This window comes from Streptomyces sp. NPDC005202 (assembly GCF_040608235.1).
In the GTDB taxonomy this organism is placed as follows: domain Bacteria; phylum Actinomycetota; class Actinomycetes; order Streptomycetales; family Streptomycetaceae; genus Streptomyces.
Window position 1 is genome coordinate 701,895 of sequence record NZ_JBEXHW010000001.1, and the last position, 22,377, is coordinate 724,271.

The window sequence follows — 22,377 nt, forward strand, 5'->3', positions numbered from 1 at the left end:
CGGCGGCCGTGTGGCTCTGGGCTCCGTTTGCCGTGTGGCTCTCGGCTTCGGCGGCCGTGTGGCTCTGGGCTCCGTTTGCCGTGTGGCTCTCGGCTTCGGCGGCCGTGTGGCTCTGGGCTCCGTTTGCCGTGTGGCTCTCGGCTCCGGCGGCCGTGTGGCTCTCGGCTTCGGCGGCTGCCCGGCCCGCTCCTCGGCTTTCTTCTCCTTTGGGCGTCATGCCCCGAATCATCCTCCTGGAAGGGCCGGTTGTGCGGCTTCCAGGAGTTCGGCGAGTTCCACCAGGTCCGTGCCCGTGAGGCGGGGCAGCACGCAGCCCGACAGGGTGCGGCAGGCGTCCCGCCAGGACGCCGGGATCGCCTCGCCGCCGCCCAGCGCGCCGGTCAGGGCACCCACCAGCGCCGGGGCCGAGTCGGCGACCCGGGACAGGCAGGCCGCCGCGGGCACCGCCTCCGCGATCCGGCCGTGTGCCGCGGCGGCGAGGGCGAGGGCGACCGGGACGGTCTCGGCGGCGGCGATGCCGTAGCTGTAGACGTGGTCGACGATCTGGTGCTCCAGCAGCGGGACGAGCGCGAAGGCGCCCTCGCCGTCCCGGGCGAGCCGCAGCGCGTGCCGGGCGTTGCGCCCGATCTCCGTCTCCTCCGGCAGTTCGGCGAGCGCGGCCGTGACACAGGCCTCGACCTCCGCTCCGACGAGGGCCGGCGCGAGCGCCGCCGCCATAGCGCGGGCGCCGTGCACGCCGTCGCCGTCCTGGGTGTAGCGGGCGTCGAACTCGGCCAGGTCGGCGGCGCGTCGAGGGTCGCCCGGGTGGGCCACGGCCAGCACGCAGGCCCGTACGCAGGCCGCGTCGTCGAAGTAGTGCGGGTTGTCGTGGCCGGTGGCGGGCGGTCGCAGTCCGGTGGCGAGGTTGCCGAGGCCGGCCCGGACGGAGATGCGGGCGCGCAACGGCAGCACCGCCGACTCCACCTCGGGGGCGCGCTCGGCTGCTGCCGCGACCTCACTGGCCACGGCGTTCCAGGTCAGGTCGATCGCGGCCCGCGCGCGGCGCTCCCGGCTGAGGTCGCCGAGCGCGCCGTCGTCCCCGGCCCGCAGCAGGGCCTCCGCCGCGAACACCGCCCACTCGGCGTCGTCGGAGGGGCCGAGGCGCAGCGGCTCGGGGGGCTGGTTGAGCGCGATGGGGACGGGGAGCGTGGTCGTCGCGTTCTGCTCGGCGAAGGTGTCCAGCTCGCGGGTGAGGCGGCGGGTCCACTCGGGCATCCGGGCGGCCCGGTGCCGGGCGGCGGGCCAGCCGGCGGCGTCCCCCGCGGCCAGCCCCAGCAGCAGTCCCTCGACCCGGCGCGTCACGACCGCACCTCCTCCTTGTCGGCGAGGACGTAGGCGGCGGGGTCGGGAGCGGGGCGTGCGTCCTGGCGTACGAGATCGTCTTGGCGTACGAGATCGTCTTGGCGTACGAGATCGTCTTGGCGTACGAGATCGTCCTGCCGTACGAGATCGTCCTGCCGTACCGAGCGCTCGGCAGCTGCGGTCCCCTCGGCCACCAGCAGATCCGCCACGTCCAGCACGTGGTGCCCCGCCATCGACGGCAGACAACTCCCCCGCGCCGGTCCGATGGCCGCCGCCCACTCCTGCGGGATGGCGGACACCCCCTGGGTCGCCCCTGCCAGGGCGCCCGCCACCGCTGCCGTGGTGTCGGCGTCGCGGCCCATGTTCACGGCAGTGAGGACCGCGTCTCTGAAGTCGCCGTCGGCGGCCGCGTACGCGCCGAAGGCGAGGGCGACCGCCTCGGGAGCCAGGTCGGTCCACGGGTAGCCGCCGATGACCACGGCGGAGCGGACCGCGCGCTCGCCGAGGTGGGCGACGGCCGTGGCCCGGCGCAGGGAGCGGGCCGTCCAGGAGTCGTCGGGGACGACGGCGAGGCCGGCCGCCACGACGGCGACGGGGGGCGCGCCCGCCATCGCCGCGGCGACCCCGGCCGCCACCGCCCGGCCGCCGTGGATGCCCTCGCCCTCATGGCTGACCGAGCCGTCGATCGCCACCAGGCGGGCCGCTTCGACGGGGCGTCCGGCGGCGAACACCCCGAAGGGCGCGGCCCGCATCGCCAGGCCGTCGCTCCAGGCGTGCCGGTGCTGTGCGGAGATGGGGGCGGCCAGACCCCGGCGCAGGTTCTCCAGCGTGCCCCGCTCGCTGAAGCCGGCGCCGCGGAACGGGCCCTCGGCGCGGTCGGCGATCCATTCGTGCCAGGCCGTCTCCACGTGGGCCGGGGTGAGCGCGGACCCGTGCCGGGCCAGCAGGAGGCCGGAGAAGATGGCGTACTCGGTGTCGTCCGTGCCGGACGGGTGCTCGGTGACATAGCCAGTGATGCGGCCCCAGCGGGCGCGGATCTCGGACGGCTTCAGGTTCTCCGCGGGCGCTCCGAGGGCGTCTCCGACGGCGAGGCCGAGCAGCGCGCCGCGGGCCCGTTCGCGGAGCGGGGGCGGCGGGACGCCGGCGGTCGATCCCATCGCGGGCTCTCCTCTCAGGGCGCCGTACCGGGCACGGAACCCCTTTGCGGAACTGTCCCCGGCGCAGTGTTCAGTGCAGCCGCACAAGCCTCAGCATCACCCGTACGACATCTGCGCAGAGCTGATCACGGATGAGCGAAACGAGGTAAAGCCGCAGGTTAGCCCAGCCTTTCCTTGCTGGCGGGAGCAAAATTTCAGGCGTAAATTCGGTCTTGTCGAAAAGTAGAACTCATCCAAAGTTAGCTTTGCCTAAGCTCCCTGGGGGACCGTCATGGCCGTCATCGACACCGTAGCGACGCTTCACGAGGCGCACCGCGACAACCACACGCACCGCGACGTGAACGGCGGTTGGCTGCGCCCCGCGGTCTTCGGCGCGATGGACGGCCTGGTCTCCAACCTGGCCCTGATGACCGGTGTCGCGGGCGGCTCGGTGGGCCAGCGGACGATTGTCCTCACCGGGCTCGCGGGCCTCGCCGCCGGCGCCTTCTCCATGGCGGCCGGCGAGTACACCTCCGTCGCCTCGCAGCGCGAGCTTGTCGAGGCCGAACTCGACGTGGAGCGGCGGGAGCTGAGAAAGCACCCGCAGGACGAGGAGGAGGAGCTCGCCGCCCTGTACATGGCGCGGGGCGTCGAGCCGGAGCTGGCCCGGGAAGTGGCCCGGCAACTGTCGAAGGACCCCGAGCAGGCCCTGGAGATTCACGCCCGCGAGGAGCTGGGCATCGACCCCGGTGACCTGCCCTCGCCGCTGGTCGCCGCGGTGTCGTCCTTCGGCTCGTTCGCGCTGGGCGCGCTGCTGCCCGTGCTGCCGTACCTGCTCGGTGCAGCGGCGCTGTGGCCGGCCGTGCTGCTCGCCCTCTTCGGACTGTTCGCCTGCGGTGCGGTGGTGGCCAAGGTGACGGCGCGGACCTGGTGGTTCAGCGGTTTGCGGCAGCTTGCCCTGGGTGGTGCCGCGGCCGGTGTGACGTACGCCCTGGGCAGCCTGTTCGGAACGGCCGTAGGATGACGTGGCCGGAACTTATGCGTTGGGCCGCATAAGTAGCCGTTACCCGCTGGTTTCGACTGCATGACCACCGGGCATGAGCCGTAAGCGCTGTGGGCAATGAGGCCTGCCGCGCAGCCGCGGGGTGGGCGACGACGCCTCCCCGTCCTTTTCGGGCCGAGGGACATTGATCTGTCCGCCTCGGTCCCCATAGCTTCCACCGCCGGGCGCGGGACCCCCGCCGCGGCCCGCGGTGTCCGCATGTTGGAACGGTTTATCCGGTTCCCGAGAACCGCTCCATCATGTAACCTGCACGAAATTTTGCACTCACGCAGAGGGCCAACGTCGTCCCTCGGCACTTGCCCCCAGAGCCTGAACAGCCTGGGAGGACCCCCAGCCACATGACGACGACGGGAGAGCCGATGCGTACGCCGCGCCAGCCGTCCCAGCATTCCGCGAATGGCCAGAACTGGTCGTTCATGGATGCTCGCCCTGCTGCGCAGGGTATGTACGACCCCCGCAACGAGCACGACGCCTGCGGTGTCGGCTTCGTGGCCACCCTCACCGGTGAGGCGAGCCATGCGCTGGTCGAGCAGGCGCTCACGGTTCTGCGCAACCTCGAGCACCGCGGTGCCACCGGCTCCGAGCCCGACTCCGGTGACGGTGCGGGCCTGCTGTCCCAGGTGCCCGACGCCTTCTTCCGCGAGGTGGCCGGATTCGACCTGCCCGAGGTCGGCGCCTACGCCGTCGGCATTGCCTTCCTGCCGGAGGAGGGCACCGAGGACGCTGTCTCACAGATCGAGACGATCGCGGCCGACGAGGGCCTGACCGTCCTCGGCTGGCGTGAGGTGCCGGTCGCCCCCGAACTCCTCGGCGCCACCGCACGCTCCACGATGCCCTTCTTCCGCCAGCTGTTCGTCACCGACGGCGCCAGCAAGGGCATCGACCTCGACCGCAAGGCCTTCGTGCTGCGCAAGCGCGCCGAGCGCGAGGCCGGCGTCTACTTCCCGTCGCTGTCGGCCCGCACGATCGTCTACAAGGGCATGCTGACCACCGGCCAGCTGGAGCCCTTCTTCCCGGACCTGTCCGACCGCCGCTTCGCCTCGGCCATCGCCCTGGTCCACTCGCGGTTCTCGACGAACACGTTTCCGTCGTGGCCTCTCGCCCACCCGTACCGCTTCGTCGCGCACAACGGCGAGATCAACACCGTCAAGGGCAACCGCAACTGGATGGTCGCCCGCGAGTCCCAGCTGGTCTCCGACCTCTTCGGCGACAAGGACAGGCTGGAGCGGATCTTCCCGATCTGTACGCCGGACGCCTCCGACTCCGCGTCCTTCGACGAGGTGCTCGAGCTGCTCCACCTCGGCGGCCGCTCGCTCCCGCACTCCGTGCTGATGATGATCCCGGAGGCGTGGGAGAACCACGACTCCATGGACCCGGCCCGGCGCGCCTTCTACCAGTTCCACTCCACGATGATGGAGCCCTGGGACGGCCCGGCCTGCGTCACCTTCACCGACGGCACCCAGGTCGGCGCGGTGCTCGACCGCAACGGTCTGCGTCCCGGCCGCTACTGGGTCACCGACGACGGACTCGTGGTCCTCGGCTCCGAGGTCGGCGTCCTGGACATCGACCCCGCGAAGGTCGTCCGCAAGGGCCGGCTGCAGCCCGGCAAGATGTTCCTCGTCGACATCGCCGAGCACCGCATCATCGAGGACGACGAGATCAAGGCGCAGCTCGCCGCCGAGCAGCCGTACGCCGAGTGGCTGGAGGCCGGCGAGATCGAACTGGGCGACCTGCCCGAGCGCGAGCACATCGTGCACACCCACGCCTCGGTCACCCGCCGCCAGCAGACCTTCGGCTACACCGAGGAGGAGCTGCGCGTCATCCTGGCGCCGATGGCCAAGACCGGCGCCGAGCCGATCGGTTCGATGGGCACCGACTCGCCGATCGCCGCGCTGTCGGAGCGTCCGCGCCTGCTCTTCGACTACTTCACCCAGCTGTTCGCGCAGGTCACCAACCCGCCGCTGGACGCGATCCGCGAGGAGCTGGTCACCTCCCTGCGCTCGTCGCTGGGCCCGCAGGGCAACCTGCTGGAGCCGACCGCGGCGGCGAGCCGCAGCGTCGTGCTGCCCTTCCCGGTCATCGACAACGACGAGCTGGCCAAGCTCATCCACATCAACGCCGACGGCGACATGCCCGGCTTCAAGGCCGCGACCCTGTCCGGCCTGTACCGGGTCAGCGGCGGCGGTGAGGCGCTGGCCGCGCGCATCGAGGAGATCTGCGCCGAGGCCGACGCGGCCATCGAGAACGGCGCCCGCCTGATCGTCCTGTCGGACCGCCACTCGGACGCCGAGCACGCGCCGATCCCGTCGCTGCTGCTCACCGCGGCCGTCCACCACCACCTCATCCGCACCAAGCAGCGCACCCAGGTGGGCCTGCTGGTCGAGGCCGGTGACGTCCGTGAGGTCCACCACGTCGCCCTGCTCATCGGCTACGGCGCCGCGGCCGTCAACCCGTACCTGGCGATGGAGTCCGTCGAGGACCTGGTCCGCGCCGGAACCTTCCTGCCGGACATCGAGCCCGAGAAGGCCATCCGCAACCTGATCCACGCGCTCGGCAAGGGCGTGCTGAAGGTCATGTCCAAGATGGGCATCTCCACGGTCGCCTCCTACCGTGGCGCCCAGGTCTTCGAGGCCGTCGGTCTCGACGAGGCCTTCGTCGACAAGTACTTCAACGGCACCGCCACCAAGATCGGCGGCGTCGGCATCGACGTCATCGCCAAGGAGGTCGCCGCCCGGCACGCCAAGGCGTACCCCGCCTCCGGCATCGCCCCGGCGCACCGTGCACTGGAGATAGGCGGCGAGTACCAGTGGCGCCGCGAGGGCGAGCCGCACCTGTTCGACCCGGAGACGGTCTTCCGCCTGCAGCACTCCACGCGCACTGGCCGCTACGACATCTTCAAGAAGTACACGGCCCGCGTGAACGAGCAGTCCGAGCGCCTGATGACGCTGCGCGGCCTGTTCGGCTTCAAGTCCGACCGGAAGCCGATCCCGATCGAGGAGGTCGAGCCGGTCTCCTCGATCGTCAAGCGGTTCTCGACGGGCGCCATGTCGTACGGCTCCATCTCCCAGGAGGCGCACGAGACGCTCGCCATCGCCATGAACCAGCTGGGCGGCAAGTCCAACACCGGTGAGGGCGGCGAGGACCCGGAGCGCCTGTACGACCCGGCGCGCCGGTCGGCCGTCAAGCAGGTCGCCTCCGGCCGCTTCGGCGTCACCTCCGAGTACCTGGTCAACGCCGACGACATCCAGATCAAGATGGCGCAGGGCGCCAAGCCCGGCGAGGGCGGCCAGCTGCCCGGTCACAAGGTGTACCCGTGGGTGGCGAAGACCCGGTACTCGACGCCGGGCGTGGGGCTCATCTCCCCGCCGCCGCACCACGACATCTACTCCATCGAGGACCTGGCGCAGCTGATCCACGACCTGAAGAACGCCAACCCGCAGGCCCGCGTCCACGTGAAGCTGGTCTCCGAGGTCGGCGTCGGCACGGTCGCGGCCGGTGTCTCCAAGGCGCACGCGGACGTCGTCCTGATCTCCGGCCACGACGGCGGCACGGGCGCCTCCCCGCTGACGTCGCTGAAGCACGCCGGCGGTCCCTGGGAGCTCGGCCTCGCCGAGACCCAGCAGACCCTGCTGCTCAACGGCCTGCGCGACCGCATCGTCGTGCAGACCGACGGTCAGCTGAAGACCGGCCGTGACGTCGTCATCGCCGCGCTGCTCGGCGCCGAGGAGTTCGGTTTCGCGACCGCTCCGCTGGTCGTCTCCGGCTGCGTGATGATGCGCGTGTGCCACCTGGACACCTGTCCGGTCGGCATCGCCACGCAGAACCCGGTGCTGCGCGAGCGCTTCGCCGGCAAGGCCGAGCACGTCGTCAACTTCTTCCAGTTCATCGCCGAGGAGGTCCGCGAGCTCCTCGCCGAGCTGGGCTTCCGCTCCATCGAGGAGGCCGTCGGTCACGCCGAGGTCCTCGACGTCACCCGTGCCGTGAACCACTGGAAGGCGCAGGGCCTGGACCTGGAGCCGCTGTTCCACGTGCCCGAGCTGCCCGAGGGCGCGGCGCGCCACCAGGTCGTCGCCCAGGACCACGGCCTGGAGAAGGCGCTCGACAACGAGCTGATCAGGCTCGCCGCCGACGCCCTGGCCGCGGACTCCGCCACCGACGCCCAGCCGGTGCGCGCCCAGGTCGCGATCCGCAACATCAACCGCACGGTCGGCACCATGCTCGGCCACGAGGTGACGAAGAAGTTCGGCGGTGCGGGCCTGCCCGACGACACCATCGACATCACCTTCACCGGCTCCGCCGGCCAGTCGTTCGGCGCCTTCATTCCGCGCGGTGTCACGTTGCGCCTGGAGGGCGACGCCAACGACTATGTCGGCAAGGGCCTCTCCGGCGGCCGGATCATCGTGCGCCCCGACCGCGCGGCCGACCACCTCGCCGAGTACAGCGTCATCGCGGGCAACACCCTCGCCTACGGCGCGACCAGCGGCGAGATGTTCCTGCGCGGCACGGTCGGCGAGCGCTTCTGCGTCCGCAACTCCGGCGCGCTGGTCGTCTCCGAGGGCGTGGGCGACCACGGCTGCGAGTACATGACCGGCGGTCACGCGGTGGTCCTCGGCGAGACGGGCCGCAACTTCGCGGCCGGCATGTCCGGCGGTATCGCGTACGTCATCGACCTCGACCGCGACAACGTCAACGCCGGCAACCTGGAGTCCATCGAGGAGCTGGACGAGACGGACAAGCAGTGGCTGCACGACGTGGTGCGCCGTCACCAGGAGGAGACGGGCTCCACGGTCGCCGAGAAGCTGCTGGCCGACTGGGACACCGCAGTGAACCGCTTCAGCAAGATCATCCCCAGCACGTACAAGGCAGTGCTCGCCGCCAAGGACGCCGCCGAGCGAGCCGGTCTGTCCGAGACCGAGATCACCGAGAAGATGATGGAGGCGGCGATCAATGGCTGACCCGAAGGGCTTTTTGAACCACGGCCGCGAGGTCGCCAAGTCCCGGCCGGTCGAGGAGCGCGTCAAGGACTGGAACGAGGTCTACCTCCTCGGCTCGCTGCTGCCCATCATCAGCAAGCAGGCCAGCCGGTGCATGGACTGTGGCATCCCCTTCTGTCACAACGGCTGTCCGCTCGGGAACCTGATCCCCGAGTGGAACGACTACGCCTACCGCGAGGACTGGGCGGCCGCCTCCGAGCGCCTGCACGCGACGAACAACTTCCCGGAGTTCACCGGCCGCCTCTGCCCGGCGCCGTGCGAGTCGGCGTGCGTGCTCGGCATCAACCAGCCGCCGGTCACCATCAAGAACGTCGAGGTCTCCATCATCGACAAGGCGTGGGAGACCGGTGACGTCGCCCCGCAGATCCCCGAGCGCCTGTCCGGCAAGACGGTCGCCGTCATCGGCTCGGGCCCGGCGGGCCTGGCCGCCGCCCAGCAGCTCACGCGGGCCGGCCACACCGTCGCCGTGTACGAGCGGGCGGACCGCATCGGCGGTCTCCTCCGCTACGGCATCCCCGAGTTCAAGATGGAGAAGCGGCACATCAACCGCCGTATCGAGCAGATGCGCGCGGAGGGCACCCGCTTCCGCACCGGCATCGAGATCGGCCGCGATCTGAAGGCGACGGACCTGCGCAAGCGGTACGACGCGATCGTGATCGCCGCCGGTGCGACCACCGCGCGCGACCTGCCGGTCCCGGGCCGCGAGCTCAAGGGCATCCACCAGGCCATGGAGTACCTGCCGCTGGCCAACAAGGTCCAGGAGGGCGACTACGTCACCCCCCCGATCTCGGCCGAGGGCAAGCACGTCGTCGTGATCGGCGGCGGTGACACGGGCGCGGACTGCGTGGGCACCGCCCACCGCCAGGGCGCGGCCTCCGTCACGCAGCTGGAGATCATGCCGCGGCCCGGTGACGAGCGGAATCCGGTGACCCAGCCGTGGCCGACCTTCCCGATGCTGTACAAGGTCACCTCGGCGCACGAGGAGGGCGGCGAGCGGATCTACTCCGTCTCCACCACCCACTTCGAGGGCGACGAGGACGGCAACGTCCAGTGGCTGCACATGACCGAGGTCGAGTTCGTGGACGGCAAGCTGATGCCGAAGCCGGGCACCGAGCGCAAGATCCCCGCCCAGCTGGTCACCCTCGCCATGGGCTTCACCGGCACCGACCAGGAGAACGGCCTGGTCGAGCAGCTCGGCCTGGAGCTCGACGCGCGCGGCAACATCGCCCGCGACGCCGACTTCCAGACCAACGTGCCCGGCGTGTTCGTCGCCGGTGACGCCGGCCGCGGCCAGTCCCTCATCGTGTGGGCGATCGCCGAGGGCCGCTCGGCGGCCCGCGCCGTCGACCGCTACCTCACCGGTGCCAGCGACCTGCCGGCCCCGATCCGCCCGACGGACCGTGCGCTGATGGTCTGACGCCCCCCGTATGACCTGATGGCCCCGGTGGCCTGACGGTCGCTCACAGACGTCCCGTACAAAGGCGTACGGAACACCGACGGCGCCTGCCCGCCAGTCCCCGACCGGACGATGGGGCAGGCGCCGCCGCTTGTCCGCAAGACCGTATGACGTAGCCTCGGCCTCCCAGTCCTTGATCGAAGGGGGAGACGGCCATGGCCGCGATCAGTCTGAGCAAGGTCGAGGAGACCGCGCCCGCGCTGGTCAGCCTGTACAAGAGCGCTGGGGTGTCGTTGCAGAAGCACGGGCTGGATGGGCTGAGAGCCGCCGTCCACCTCGTGGTCGACCACTCAGGGTCCATGAAGCCGTACTACGTCCATGAAGCCGTACTACGTCCATGAAGCCGTACTACGTCCATGAAGCCGTACTACAAGGTCCATGAAGCCGTACTACAAGGACGGCAGCGTGCAGGCGCTCGCCGACCGGGTGCTGGGGCTGTCCGCGCACCTCGACGACGACGGACGGGTGCCGGTGGTGTTCTTCTCCACGGACAAGTACCCATGGCCTTTCATTCGTGGCCGCGACCGCCAGCGGGGGCAGGGGCTCCGGCGGGGCGAAGGCTGCGCCCTCCAGGGCCTTGAGCCGGGCGGCGGCGGCCTCCAGGCCGTACTGCCGCCGGGAGGGCTTCACGGACGGCGTACGGCTGTCCCGGGCCGGGCTGGTGGCCTCCAGGTGTCAGCCCGGCGCATGCTCCGCCAGCACGGCCCGCACCTCGGGCACGTCGTCGTACTCGGCCAGCCGGGACAGGACCACCCGGCCGCGCTCCGATGTCCGGTCGGACGCGACGTCGGCGGACAGCTCGAACATCCGGACAGCGGTCGCGGCGGCCTCCTCCGGCTCGTTGGCGTCCGCGTAGGCGACGGCGAGCCAGGACAGGTACAGGGCCAGTTCCCGGGCGCGGGTGGCGTCGTAGCGGGACAGGACACGGGACAGCAGCGGGACAGTCCTCAGCGGGCGGTGCAGCTCGGTGTAGACCCGCGCGTCCATCACCTCCAGTTCCTCCCGGCTGACCCAGTACGCCCACTGCGGCGCCTCGTCGGCGCCGTCCTCGGTCAGGGCTTCGTGCGCCTCGCCGAGGGCGCGCACGGCGTCCTGCGCGTGCGCCCGGCCCGCCTTCGCGTGCGTCCAGGCCACGCGATCGAAGAAGAGCGCACGGGTCTTGGGCGGGGCGGAGGGCCCGGCCTCCTCCAGGGCGGCCTGGGCGAGGTCGACCCCGTCCAACTCGCGACCGGTGTTGGCGTGTTGATACGCGAGCGACCCGGCGAGGTTGGCCACCAGGGCGCCGTCTCCGGCCTGCCGGGCCGCAGTGATGCCCAGCCGGTATGCCTGTTCGGCCTGCGCGTGCTCCCCGGCGTCGGAGGCGATCCACCCGGCGATCTGCGCCAGCTCCCCGATCTGGACCAGCAGCGCGCGGCCGGTGGCCTCGTCGTAGGCGGACTCGCGGTGCAGCCGGATGGCGCCCGACAGCTCCCGGAACGCCGGGCCGATGAGGTCACCCCCGGCCAGCACGTCGTCCGCCAGCCGGAGCCCGTGCACCCGGGCGGTGAGGGAGGCCACGGTGGAGGCGCCGATGCGGCGGCCCTGAGCGCCCGTGAAACGCTCCAGAGAATCCCCCGCGGGCAACAGCTCAGCCAAGGTGGCGAACGCTCCCGGAAGCCGCCCCTCGGCCTCTCCTCGGGCCCACGCTGCGGCCCGTTCCAGGATGCCGAGCGGAACACCCAGCACGGCCGCCAGCGCGGGCAGCCACGCATCCGGCACCCGGCGCCCCTGCTCCCACCGGCCCACCTCGTTGCGGGTCACGGAGGCCACGCCGGACGCGGCGCACAGCCGGTCGGCGAGCTGCCGCTGTGACAGCCGGGCATCCCGGCGCAGCCGGGCAAGGTACTGGCCGAACTGCCTCTTGCGTTCCGTGGTCTGCATCGCCGGCCCCCTCAAGTACTAAGGCTAGGCCCCCTTCAGGCCCCCTACCCGGCGCCTCCCGGAGATCCACTCGGGCGGTTTGGTGAACGGCACAGACCCCGGCGACGGCGGACACCGTCCCGGGGAGTGGCCGACGCTTCGAGGGAGCGACGACATGACGCAACGTACAGCCCGCCCGCCGACCGGTGCAGACCGCCTGCCACTGGACCTGGAGACGATGCGGGGCAGCGCGCGGCTGCTGCTGGCGGAGGATGCCGAACTGCCCACGACCGGTGAGCTGGAGACCCTGACGCTCACCCTGCGGGGGCACATGATGCTGCTCGTCCCGGCGGTGGAGGACGCCACCCGGGGCCTGCCGGACGACGACGTGCCCAAGGCGTGCGCGCTGGCGTGCGTCGGCGAGGCCCGCATGCGGCTCGGGCTGGAGCCCGGCCGGACGCTGCCCGCAGCCGTGGCGCACGCACAGCGGCTCGCCCGGTCGGTCAACGCCCTGTGCGATCACGTGGAAAACCTGGACGGAGCGCACCAGTGAGCACGGCCCGCGTGTGCCGGTACTGCGACGAGGTGATCACCGATCCGGACGACGCGGTCTACCTGGGGCACGAGATGGGCAACAGCGGCCCGGGCTGGGACATCTGGGCGCACGGTGCGCACGCCGACCTGGTGCGGCCGGACCCGGTGGCGACGGCGATCCTAACCCGGGTGCTGATCCACCGCGCCCTGGAGGAGTAGCCGCCCCAACAGCTCGACGCCCGGCCGGTGATGCTGCCCGGCCGGGCGTCGTCGTGTGCGGGTGGGGGTCAGGCCGTCACCCACCTCAGCCGGTCCTGTACGGCGTCGGATGCGCTGTCGGTGACCCGGGTGACCCGGACCTGTCCCAGCAGCTCCGGTGTGAGCAGCAGGGCCGCGACCGCGCGCTGCTGCTGCACGTCGGCCGCCTTCCACCAGGCCACCAGGTCGGCCTCCGGGTCGGTGGGCAGGATGCCCGCCAGCGGGTCCGGAGCGGCGAGCGCGGACAGCTTCGCCTCCAGGGCGGCGATCTCCGTCTCCATCTCGTCGATGTCGTTGGTCCGCGCGATCCGGGCGCGCGCCGTCTTGGGCGCCGGGGCCTGCTCCAGCTCCTCCAGCTCGCCACGGAGCCGCGCTAGTTCGGCCCGCAGCAGCTTCTCCTCCGGGCCAACCGCCGGACGCTGGCTCAGGCGCGCGATCCGGTGGGGCGCGGACAGGTACGCCAGGATGACGCCCAATTGCGGCGCGTCGGCCTCCAGGTCGCCGATGAGAGCCCGGTCAGCCTCCGCTTTGTCGTTCCTCACGTGGGCGTATGCGTAACAGACGTACACGGGGCGGATCTGGCGGTTGCCGCCCTTGGCGACGGTCATGCGGCCGCCGCAGACATCGCACCGCTGCGTGCCGGTGAGGGCGTACCGCACGGCGCGGCTCGTGTGGATCTTCCGGGACGGGTCGGCCGGCAGCCGCTGAACGGCCTCGAAGGTCCCCCGGTTGATGATCGGGTTTCAGTTGCCGGGACGCTCGGTGCCCCCGTGCACGCGGATGCCGATGTACGCCTTGCGCATCAGCATGTGCCGCAGGTTCTGCGGCGAGAACGTCACGCCCCCCTGACGGTTGACGACGCCGCGCCGCTTCCAGCCCATGGCGACGGACCGGATGGACTCAGGGGCCTTGTCGGGACCTCCGAGCACCCGCCGGAACAGCTCTTGGACCAGCGGCGCCTCTACGGGGTCCGGCTCCTGCGACACCGGGCGCGGACGTCCGTCGATCAGCTCGTAGGTGCGGCGGTACCCGAACGGGATCTTGCCGTGCGGGGCGCCCTTGGACAGCTGGGAGTTCACACCTCGCAGCGTACGGTCCGACAGGCGCCGGGCCTCGCGTTCGGCGTCGGCGATGCCGGTGATCAGCTCGTGGCGGTCGTTGTAGCGACGGGGGTCATAGGTCCGCTCGTACGACGTGATGTGGATCAGGTACCCGCGCGCCTCGCACAGGTCGACGAGGGCGACGCCCTTGCCGGTCTCGCGGCTGAGGCGGGAGATCTCCCACAGGACCAGCACGTCCCCGGGGTCGCCGAACGCGCCGGACGCGAGGTCTGCCGTCAGCCGCTCGAAGTCGTCGCGAGCCTTGGTGCCCCACGTCCACGGCCCGAACTCGGCTTCGGCACCAACTACCACCTGGCGATGGACGCCGTCATCGACCACTACCTCGACAGCGGCGCCACGGACCCCGCCCTCGTCGTCTTCCAGTCCGACGGCGGGTCGACCAGCAAGCCCGCCGCGGAACGCTACCTGTGCAAGGCGGCGAAGCTCCCGCTGTTCTGGCAGTTCATCGGCTTCGGCGACCCGGACAGCCGTCAGTTCGACTTCCTGTGCGGACTCGACGAGTTGGCGGTGTCCGACAAGCGGGTCGTCGGCAATGCCGCCTTCTTCCATGCGGGGGCGGACCCGCGGGCGGTGTCCGATGCCAAGTTGTACGACCGTCTGGTGGGCGAGTTCCCGAAGTGGCTGGTGGCCGCGCGGGCGCAGGGCATCGTCAGGCAGGCCCGATCGCCCGCCCCGTTGGCTTGGCCGTAGCGCCGTGTCACCCTGAGGAGGATCCGACGGGGAGGCGGCGCATGGCTGACGGCGCATGATCGGTGAACGGGCGGGTGGGACAGGCGAGTCCGGGGCGCCGGGGAGAGCCCGCCAAGGGCGAGAAGCTCGCCGACTGGGCCGACGGGCGGCTCAGGATCTACGCGCCGGGAGCTCAGCGGCGGGGACCACCGGCACTGAGGACCAGGGTCCGGCACTCGCGCGGTGTGCCCCAGGCGGTTCGCAGAGCACGGGCCTTGGTCAGCCACAGCGAGAGGTCGTACTCCGCGGTGTAGCCGATCGCGCCGTGCAACTGGAGCGCCGTACGGGCGGTGGCGTACGCCGCCTCGCAGGCGCCGGCCTTCGCGGCGGCGACGTCGGCCGGACTCATCGTCAGCGCGGCGCCGAACAACAGGGGGCGCGCGAACTCCAGGGCGACCTTGGCGTCGGCCAGGCGGTGCTTGACGGCCTGGAAGGAGCCGATGGGCACGCCGAACTGGGCGCGCTGCCTGACGTGGGCGACCGTCCGGTCGAGCAGCGCCAGACCCACGCCGAGCGCCTGGGCCGCGGTGGCGAGGCGCGCCCAGGTCAGCGCGTGCGCGGCGACCGCGGCGACCTGCGCACCGCCGGTGAGGAGCTCACCGCCGCGCGGGGTGGCAAAGAGCCGGCGGGCGGGGTCGAGGGAAGGGCGGAGGGGGCCGCCGGGCGCGGGAGCCAGACGCAGTTCCGCCGGTCGGCCCGGCCCGCCCGACCCTGGCCCCGACACCGTCAGCCGGACGTCCGCCGCGTCCGCGTCCAGTGCGTACGACCCCGTGGCCAGCGTTGCCGCCGACTTGCCCGAGGCCAGCGCGGGCAGCAGGCGTGCGGCCGGGCCGGTGTCGTCCAGTCCGGCAAGCAGCGCGGCCGCCGCGACCGTCTCCACCAAGGGGCCGGGCACCGCGTGCCGCCCCAACTCCACGAAGGCGACGGCGAGTTCGACGGGCCGAAGGCCGACCCCCTCGTAGGCCTCCGGAACCGCCAGCGCGAACACCCCCGCCTCGGCGAGACGGGACCACAGCGCCCGCCCGCATGCTCACCGCGGCTCCAGTTCCGTACGACCGAGGGGGTGTCCGCCGCCGTCAGCATCGCATCCAGCGAACCGGCGAACGCGCGCTGTTCGGCGTCGAGGAGGAAGCGCATCAGCGGCGTCCCTTCGGCAGGCCGAGCAGTCGCTCGGCGACGATGTCGCGCTGGATCTCGTTCGTGCCCGCGTAGATGGGGCCGGCGAGCGCGAAGACGTCTCCCTCCGCCCAGGCAGCGTCCGCCAACTCCCCGTCCTCGCCGAGGAGATCGAGCGCCGTCTCGTGCAGCGCGATGTCGTACTCGGACCAGAAGACCTTGTTCAGGCTGGACTCCGGGCCGATCGGCTCCCCCTCGAGGAAGCGCGAGGCGTGGGCGTAGGCGAAGAGCTGGTAGGCGCGGGCACCGATCAGTGCGTCGGCCACCCGGTCCCGCGCGTGCTCCGGCCCCCCTGCGCCTGCCAGAGTCTCCGCAGGCGGTCCGCGGCGGCCAGGAAGCGGCCGGGGGAGCGGAGCGTGAGCCCGCGCTCGTTGCCGGCCGTGGACATCGCGACCCGCCAGCCTTGGCCGGGCTCGCCGATGACGTCCTCGTCCGGCACGAACACCTCGTCCAGAAAGAGTTCGGCGAACGCGGGCTTTCCGTCGAGGCGGCCGATCGGGCGGACGGTGACCCCCGGCGCCCGCAGGTCGAACATCAGATGGATGAGCCCCTGGTGGGGCTTCGGCGCCTCCGGGTCGCTGCGGAACAGGCCGAACGCGCGGTCGGCGAAGGCCGCGCGCGACGACCAGGTCTTCTGCCCGCTCAACCGCCAGCCGCCGTCCGTTCGCACTGCCCTGGACCTCAGGGCGGCCAGGTCGGAGCCGGCCTCGGGCTCGGACCAGGCCTGCGCCCAGATCACCTCGCCGGTGGCCATGGCCGGCAGCACGCGGGACCGCTGTTCCTCGGTGCCATGCTCGAAGAGGGCCGGCGCGAGCAGGCTGATGCCGTTCTGGCTCACCCGGCCCGGGGCGCCCGCCGCGTGGTACTCCTCCTCGAACACCAGCCACCGCAGCAGCCCGGCGTCCCGCCCGCCGAACCGCTCGGGCCAGGACACCACCGACCAGCGGTCCGCGGCCAGTTCGGCCTCCCACCCGCGGTGTGCCGCGAAGCCCTCCTCGGTCTCCAGGGAAGGCAACGGCTCGGGCGGCACATGGGCCGCCAGCCAGGCGCGGGCCTCGGCGCGGAAGGCCTCGTCGGCGGGGGAGTGGGTGAGGTCCACGGTCGCCCTCCTTCCCTAACAAGTGTTTGGTAGGTTAGCGTGAGCCCATGACAGACGTCGAGGGTCCGGCGTACGTCCCCGGACACGGGCTGCTCAGCGGACGGACGGCCGTCATCACCGCGGCGGCGGGCGCGGGGATCGGCGGGGCGACCGCGCGCCGGTTCCTCGAGGAGGGCGCGCGCGTGCTGATCAGCGACGCGCACGTGCGGCGCCTCAAGGAGTACGAAGCCGAGCTGGCAGGGGGGTTCGGCGCGGCGTCGGTCGCCGCGCAGCCGTGCGACGTCACCGACGAGCCCCAGGTGCAGGCGCTCTTCGAGGCGGCGGTGCGCGCACACGGACGATTGGACGTCGTCGTCAACAACGCCGGCCTGGGAGGCACCGCCGACCTCGCCGACATGACCGACGAGCAGTGGTCGAAGGTGCTCGACGTGACGCTGAACGGCACCTTCCGGTGCACCCGGGCCGCGCTGCGGCTCTTCCGCGAGCACCGGGCAGGCGGGGTGATCGTCAACAACGCCTCCGTCGCGGGCTGGCGCGCCCAGGCCGGTCAGGCGCACTACGCCGCCGCGAAGGCGGGGTGATGGCGCTGACCCGGTGCGCCGCGATCGAGGCGGCGGAGTACGGGGTACGCGTCAACGCGGTCTCGCCCAGCCTCGCCCTGCACCCGCACCTCGTGAGGGTGACGTCGCCCGACGTACTGGAGGAGCTGACGCGGCGGGAGGCCTTCGGGCGGTACGCCGAGCCCTGGGAGGTTGCCAACGTGATCGTCTTCCTTGCGTCCGGCTACTCCTCGTACATGACCGGAGAGGTCGTCGCCGTCAGCAGCCGGCATCCCTAGGACCACAATGGACCCGTGCCGACCAAGAAGAAGCCCCAGGTGACCGCCACGAAGAAGCCCGCGGCTGCCGTCGCTCCGGACCGCCGCCACGAACTCCTGCGCACCGCCGCCGAGGTCTTCGCCGAGCAGGGCTACAACGCCACCACCGTACGCAGGATCGCGGACCACGCGGGCATGCTCGCGGGCAGCCTCTACTACCACTTCGACTCCAAGGAGTCGATGCTGGAGGAGATCCTGCGCACCTTCCTCGACGAGCTCTGGGACGGCTACGGCACCGTTCTGGACGCCGGACTGGGGCCGCGGGAGACGCTGGAGGCGCTGGTCACCGAGTCGTTCCGGGAGATCGACCGGCACCGCGCCGCCGTCGCGATCTACCAGAAGGAAGCCAAGCACCTGGTCGCGCAGGAACGGTTCGCGTTCCTCGCCGAGTCACAGCGCAAGTTCGAGAAGGCGTGGCTGTCCACGCTGGAGCGCGGGGTCGCCGCCCGGGTCTTCCGGGCCGACCTCGACGTCCGGCTCACCTACCGGTTCGTGCGCGACACCGTGTGGGTCGCCGCGTCCTGGTACCGGCCCGGCGGACAGCACAGCCCGGAGGAGATCGCCCGGCAGTACCTGTCGATGGTCCTGGACGGGATCGCCGTACGTGAATAGCCCCTTTCCCTTCAGGGAGTTGCCATGGCCGAGGCCTACATCGTCGAAGCGGTCCGCACGCCCGTCGGGCGGCGCGGGGGAGGACTCAGCGAAGTCCACCCGGCCGACCTGGGCGCCCATGTGCTCAAGGCGCTGATCGAACGGGCCGGGGTCGACCCGGCCGCCGTCGAGGACGTCGTCTTCGGCTGCCTGGACGCGGTGGGGCCGCAGGCCGGGGACATCGCGCGAACCTGCTGGCTGGCGGCCGGGCTGCCCGAGGAGGTGCCGGGCGTCACCGTCGACCGGCAGTGCGGCTCCTCGCAGCAGGCCGTGCACTTCGCGGCCCAGGGCGTGCTGTCCGGGACACAGGATCTCGTGGTGGCGGGCGGCGTGCAGAACATGTCGCAGATCCCCATCGCCTTCGCCACCCGGCAGGCCGCCGAGCCGCTGGGCTTCACCGAGGGCCCTTTCGCGGGCAGCGAGGGCTGGCGGGCGCGGTACGGGGACCGGCCGGTGAACCAGTTCGCCGGCGCCGAGATGATCGCCGCGAAGTGGGGCATCAGCCGGCAGGACCAGGAGGAGTACGCCCTCACGTCCCACCGGCGGGCACTGCGCGCCATCGACGAGGGACGCTTCGAGCGGGAGATCGTCCCCTATGGCAACGTCGCGATCGACGAGGGCCCGCGGCGGGACACCTCGCTGGAGAAGATGGCGGCGCTGAAGCCGGTCATCGACGGCGGCACCATCACCGCCGCCTGCTCCTCCCAGGTGTCCGATGGCGCCGCCGCCCTGCTGCTCGCCTCGGAGCGGGCGGTGCTCGAGCACGGGCTGCGGCCGCGGGCGCGCGTGCACCACCTGTCGGTGCGCGGCGAGGACCCCATCCGCATGCTGACGGCCCCGATCCCGGCCACGGCGCACGCCCTGAAGAAGACCGGTCTGACGATCGACGACATCGACCTCGTCGAGATCAACGAGGCTTTCGCCCCCGTCGTCCTCGCCTGGCTGAAGGAGACGGGCGCGGACCCGGACAAGGTCAACGTCAACGGCGGCGCGATCGCCCTCGGCCACCCGCTCGGTGCGACGGGCGCCAAGCTCATGACGACCCTGCTGCACGAACTGGAGCGCACCGGCGGCCGGTTCGGGCTGCAGACGATGTGCGAGGGTGGCGGCCAGGCCAACGTGACGATCATCGAACGGCTCTGAGGGGGTATGCCTGATCAGCGGCCGGCTGCGAGCCCCTCCAGGGACTTCAGCACCTCCTCCGCCTCCGTCATGATCCGCTCCACCAGCTCCGCGCACGACGGCAGGTCGTCGATCACCCCGGCGACCTGCCCGGCAGCCATCACCCCGAGGTCCGTACGGCCATCCACCATCGCGGACTTCAGCAGCATCGGCGTGTTGGCGGCGAGCAGCACCTGACTCCAGGGCAGCTCCTTTCCGTGCCGCAGCGTCAGGCCGTCGCGGACCATCTGCCGGTGGGGGAAGGGGTGTGCAGGTGGGCCGGGGAGGAGGGGCAGGCGTCGCTTCGCTCATGACCGCTCCCTGTGCCATGCCTGCGCGGCAAACTGGTACGCCTGCTCGTCCCGGGCCAGGAACCGCTCGGCGAACTCGGGCCAGGGCCTGGTTGCGTACTGCTTCTGGAAGGCTTCGTCACGCCCGTAGTACGGGGCGCAGGAGGTGAAGTGCGCGCCGTTGGGGGCCTCGACCACGCCGGTCACCGTGTGTCGTTTGACCAGCAGGGTCTGCAAGGCGGCCTCCTTGGTCAGCTCGGCCGTGTCCACGACGCGTTCGCAGGAGACGTACGCCTCGTCCGCCGCCTCGCAGAACAGGTCGTCGAAGTACGGGTCCGGGCCCAGATACTGCCCGTTGCCCAGCCGGTCGGCGCGGTTGACGTGTACCAGGGCCGCGTCCATCCGCAGGGCCGGCATCGCCACGAACGTCTCTCCGTCGTCGTACGGTGAGGTGACCGTGCGCAGTCCGGGGTTGACCCGCATGATGTCCGAGCCGAGCCCCGCCCTGACCGGCAGGAAGGGCAGCCGGTTCGCCGCCGCGTGCAGCCCCCACAGGAACATCGCCTCGTCGATCTCCGTCAGCTTCAGCGCGCCGTGCTCGCGCGCCGCGCGGTAGTGGGGTTCGAGGGGGATCGAGTCGAGGGTGACGAAGGCCGTGACCAGCTTCCGGATGCGTCCGGCCGCCGCCAGCATGCCGACGTCCGGGCCGCCGTACGAGACGATCGTGAGGTCGGTGATGCCGGACCGCAGGAGTGCTCTGACCAGGGCCATCGGTTTGCGGCGCGAGCCCCAGCCGCCGATGCCCAGGGTCATCCCGCTGCGCAGCCGGGAGACGACCGCGTCGGCCGTCATCGTCTTGTCGCTCACTCAGCCACCGTCCTTCCCGAAGGCGCTGCGGACCCGGTCGGCCACGCCACTGAGCCCCGCCTCGAAGGTGAAGCCCTGCTCGAAGCGGTAGCTGCGGTGCACGTCCACCGGATCGATGCCGTTGAGGGCGTCCTTGGCCAAACGGATCAGCTCGCCGTCCTTGGCGGCGATTTCGCGGGCCAACTCCAGGGCCGCCGCCCGCAGTTCGCTTTTGGGTACCACCTGCCACACCGAGCCGTGCGCGTGCAGCTCGGCCGCCGTCACCGTGCGCGCGGTGTATTACAGGGCGCGCATCAGGTGCTGGGGGACCAGCCGGGACAGGTGCGTGGCCGCGCCCAGCGCGCCCCGGTCCAGCTCGGGCAGGCCGAAGGTCGCGTCGTCGCTCGCCACGATCGCGTCCGCGTTGCCCACCAGGCCGATGCCGCCGCCCAGGCAGAAGCCGTGCACCGCCGCCACGACGGGCACCTCGCACTCGTAGACCGCGGTGAAGGCCGCGGCGCAGCCCTGGTTGGCGCCGATCAGGGCGGTCCGGCTGTCCGCCTGTATCTCCTTGATGTCCACGCCCGCGTTGAACCCGCGGCCCTCGGCGGCCAGCACGACGCATCGGACCTCCCGGTCGCGGCCCGCCGACCGCACCGCGTCGGCCAGGGTGAACCAGCCGCTCACCGGCAGCGCGTTGACCGGTGGAAAGTCGACCGTGACGACGGAAATCCCTTTTTCCGCGGACGAGGTGGAGACACCCATGGGCGCATCAGCTACCTTCCACTCAACTGCCTTTCCACCAAACATTTGTTAGGTGCGAGGTGCTTCGAAGCTAGCAGCCGGAGGATCCGAGCGGGAGGCCCTGTGGATAACTCGCATTCCCCGCCGCTGAGCGGCCGGACGGTCGTCGTCACGGGCGGCACCCGGGGGGTCGGAGCCGGGATCGCGAGGGCCTTCGTCGAAGCGGGCGCCGACGTCGTGACGTGTGCCCGCCGCCCGCCCGAAGTCCCGGTGGCGGGCGCGGAGTTCGAGCCCCTCGACCTGCGCGATCCGGCGGCCGTGCGGGACTTCTTCCACGCCCTGCCCCGCCTCGACGTCCTCGTCAACAACGCGGGCGGCACCCCCTACCGGCTGCTCACGGACGCCGAACCCGAGCGGCACGCCCGCGTCGTCGAGCTCAACCTCCTCACCCCGCTGACCGCCTCGCTCGCCGCGTACGAGCACCTGAAACGGGCCAGGGGCGCCGTGGTGATGATCGGCAGCGTCACCCGTACGCGGATGACGGAACGCGCCTTCGCCGAAACCATGGCGGCCCCGGCCTCCGGCTTCGACGCCATGGCCCCCGAGAACGTCTCCCCCCTGGTGGTGTGGCTCGGCTCCCCGGCGAGCGCCGGGGTGAGCGGCCGCGTCTTCGAGGCGGAGGCCGGCCGTATCACCGTCATGGAGGGCTGGCGCCCCGGCCCCACGGCCGACAAGGGAGCGCGGTGGACCCCGGCCGAGGCGGGAGAGGCGGCGCTGAAGCTGCTGGCGGAGGCGGAGGTGCCCGGGGCGGTGTACGGGGCGTAATGCGTGCTGCCTACGCCGCGGCGTACGGGGGGCGTGGAGACCAAAACGGGCCGCGTTTGGGCCTCTAGGACCGTACGCGGGTAGAGGGCGTACGCGGGCGGCGTGCGGGGCGTGGAGACCGTAAGCGGGCGGCGTGCGGGGCGTGGAGACCGTACGTGGGTAGAGGCCGTACGCACT

At 71.7% G+C, this 22,377-nt stretch carries 13 protein-coding genes and 8 pseudogenes; 11 read left to right on the top strand and 10 right to left on the bottom strand.

Annotated elements, in window-relative coordinates; translation table 11 throughout:
- Positions 1-225 precede the first annotated feature (225 nt).
- Complete coding sequence (locus tag ABZV31_RS03290) at positions 226-1,620, bottom strand: ADP-ribosylglycohydrolase family protein (RefSeq protein WP_355887358.1); 1,395 nt, start codon at positions 1,618-1,620, stop codon at positions 226-228.
- A pseudogene (locus ABZV31_RS03295) lies at positions 1,533-2,498 on the bottom strand (ADP-ribosylglycohydrolase family protein); the annotation flags it as partial. The pseudogene ABZV31_RS03295 and the gene ABZV31_RS03290, both read right to left, overlap by 88 nt.
- Positions 2,499-2,769: 271 nt before the next feature.
- On the opposite strand from ABZV31_RS03295, the gene ABZV31_RS03300 reads away from it, so the two are divergent.
- The 4 genes and pseudogenes from ABZV31_RS03300 to ABZV31_RS03315 form a co-directional block, all read left to right on the top strand.
- Complete coding sequence (locus tag ABZV31_RS03300; protein ID WP_355887361.1) at positions 2,770-3,501, top strand: VIT1/CCC1 transporter family protein; 732 nt, start codon at positions 2,770-2,772, stop codon at positions 3,499-3,501.
- A gap of 482 nt (positions 3,502-3,983) precedes the next feature.
- Complete coding sequence (gene gltB, locus ABZV31_RS03305; RefSeq protein WP_355887598.1) at positions 3,984-8,495, top strand: glutamate synthase large subunit; 4,512 nt, start codon at positions 3,984-3,986, stop codon at positions 8,493-8,495.
- The gene (locus ABZV31_RS03310; RefSeq protein WP_355887364.1) at positions 8,488-9,951 is read left to right on the top strand and encodes a glutamate synthase subunit beta; all 1,464 of its coding nucleotides are present in this window, start codon (positions 8,488-8,490) and stop codon (positions 9,949-9,951) included. Before gltB ends, ABZV31_RS03310 begins: the two co-directional genes overlap by 8 nt.
- Before the next feature lie 194 nt (positions 9,952-10,145).
- Positions 10,146-10,482 (top strand): annotated as a pseudogene (locus ABZV31_RS03315) (VWA domain-containing protein); the annotation flags it as partial.
- A gap of 183 nt (positions 10,483-10,665) precedes the next feature.
- Here ABZV31_RS03315 and ABZV31_RS03320 read toward each other — a convergent pair.
- Positions 10,666-11,910 carry a helix-turn-helix transcriptional regulator gene (locus ABZV31_RS03320; protein ID WP_355887367.1) on the bottom strand — a complete coding sequence of 415 codons (1,245 nt, stop codon included), beginning with the start codon at positions 11,908-11,910 and terminating at the stop codon, positions 10,666-10,668.
- Positions 11,911-12,064: 154 nt separating this feature from the next.
- Between ABZV31_RS03320 and ABZV31_RS03325 the strand changes: the two genes are divergently transcribed.
- Both ABZV31_RS03325 and ABZV31_RS03330 read left to right on the top strand, forming a co-directional pair.
- Positions 12,065-12,442 (top strand): DUF6415 family natural product biosynthesis protein, encoded by a 378-nt coding sequence (locus ABZV31_RS03325; RefSeq protein ID WP_355887369.1) that lies wholly within the window; start codon positions 12,065-12,067, stop codon positions 12,440-12,442.
- The gene (locus ABZV31_RS03330; RefSeq protein ID WP_355887372.1) at positions 12,439-12,642 is read left to right on the top strand and encodes a hypothetical protein; all 204 of its coding nucleotides are present in this window, start codon (positions 12,439-12,441) and stop codon (positions 12,640-12,642) included. Before ABZV31_RS03325 ends, ABZV31_RS03330 begins: the two co-directional genes overlap by 4 nt.
- Before the next feature lie 68 nt (positions 12,643-12,710).
- Here the strand turns inward: ABZV31_RS03330 and ABZV31_RS03335 are convergent, their stop codons facing one another.
- Both ABZV31_RS03335 and ABZV31_RS03340 read right to left on the bottom strand, forming a co-directional pair.
- A complete protein-coding gene (locus ABZV31_RS03335) occupies positions 12,711-13,340 on the bottom strand; it encodes a zinc ribbon domain-containing protein (RefSeq protein ID WP_355887375.1) in 630 nt (209 codons plus the stop codon).
- 84 nt (positions 13,341-13,424) lie between these two features.
- A complete protein-coding gene (locus ABZV31_RS03340; protein WP_355887378.1) occupies positions 13,425-14,120 on the bottom strand; it encodes a recombinase family protein in 696 nt (231 codons plus the stop codon).
- Between ABZV31_RS03340 and ABZV31_RS03345 the strand changes: the two are divergent.
- Positions 14,082-14,492: pseudogene (locus ABZV31_RS03345) on the top strand (VWA domain-containing protein); the annotation flags it as partial. The gene ABZV31_RS03340 and the pseudogene ABZV31_RS03345 overlap by 39 nt on opposite strands.
- A 172-nt stretch (positions 14,493-14,664) precedes the next feature.
- Here the strand turns inward: ABZV31_RS03345 and ABZV31_RS03350 are convergent.
- A pseudogene (locus ABZV31_RS03350) lies at positions 14,665-15,668 on the bottom strand (acyl-CoA dehydrogenase family protein).
- Positions 15,668-16,806 (bottom strand): annotated as a pseudogene (locus ABZV31_RS03355) (acyl-CoA dehydrogenase family protein). Before ABZV31_RS03355 ends, ABZV31_RS03350 begins: the two co-directional pseudogenes overlap by 1 nt.
- 47 nt (positions 16,807-16,853) lie before the next feature.
- Here ABZV31_RS03355 and ABZV31_RS03360 point away from each other — a divergent pair.
- From ABZV31_RS03360 to ABZV31_RS03370, 3 genes and pseudogenes are all read left to right on the top strand, one after another.
- Positions 16,854-17,644 (top strand): annotated as a pseudogene (locus ABZV31_RS03360) (SDR family oxidoreductase).
- Positions 17,645-17,659: 15 nt separating this feature from the next.
- A complete protein-coding gene (locus ABZV31_RS03365; RefSeq protein WP_355887381.1) occupies positions 17,660-18,295 on the top strand; it encodes a TetR/AcrR family transcriptional regulator in 636 nt (211 codons plus the stop codon).
- A 24-nt stretch (positions 18,296-18,319) separates the two neighbouring features.
- On the top strand, positions 18,320-19,477 hold the full coding sequence (locus ABZV31_RS03370; protein WP_355887384.1) for an acetyl-CoA C-acetyltransferase: 1,158 nt from the start codon (positions 18,320-18,322) through the stop codon (positions 19,475-19,477).
- A gap of 14 nt (positions 19,478-19,491) precedes the next feature.
- Here ABZV31_RS03370 and ABZV31_RS03375 read toward each other — a convergent pair.
- The 3 genes and pseudogenes from ABZV31_RS03375 to ABZV31_RS03385 all read right to left on the bottom strand — a co-directional run.
- Positions 19,492-19,749: pseudogene (locus ABZV31_RS03375) on the bottom strand (nitronate monooxygenase); the annotation flags it as partial.
- Between the two features lie 54 nt (positions 19,750-19,803).
- Positions 19,804-20,652 (bottom strand): CoA-transferase, encoded by an 849-nt coding sequence (locus tag ABZV31_RS03380; protein ID WP_355887387.1) that lies wholly within the window; start codon positions 20,650-20,652, stop codon positions 19,804-19,806.
- Positions 20,653-21,396: pseudogene (locus tag ABZV31_RS03385) on the bottom strand (enoyl-CoA hydratase family protein).
- Positions 21,397-21,498: 102 nt separating this feature from the next.
- On the opposite strand from ABZV31_RS03385, the gene ABZV31_RS03390 reads away from it, so the two are divergent.
- Entirely contained in the window at positions 21,499-22,200 is a 702-nt protein-coding gene (locus tag ABZV31_RS03390) for an SDR family NAD(P)-dependent oxidoreductase (RefSeq protein ID WP_355887390.1), read from the top strand.
- The last annotated feature ends 177 nt before the right edge of the window (positions 22,201-22,377 follow it).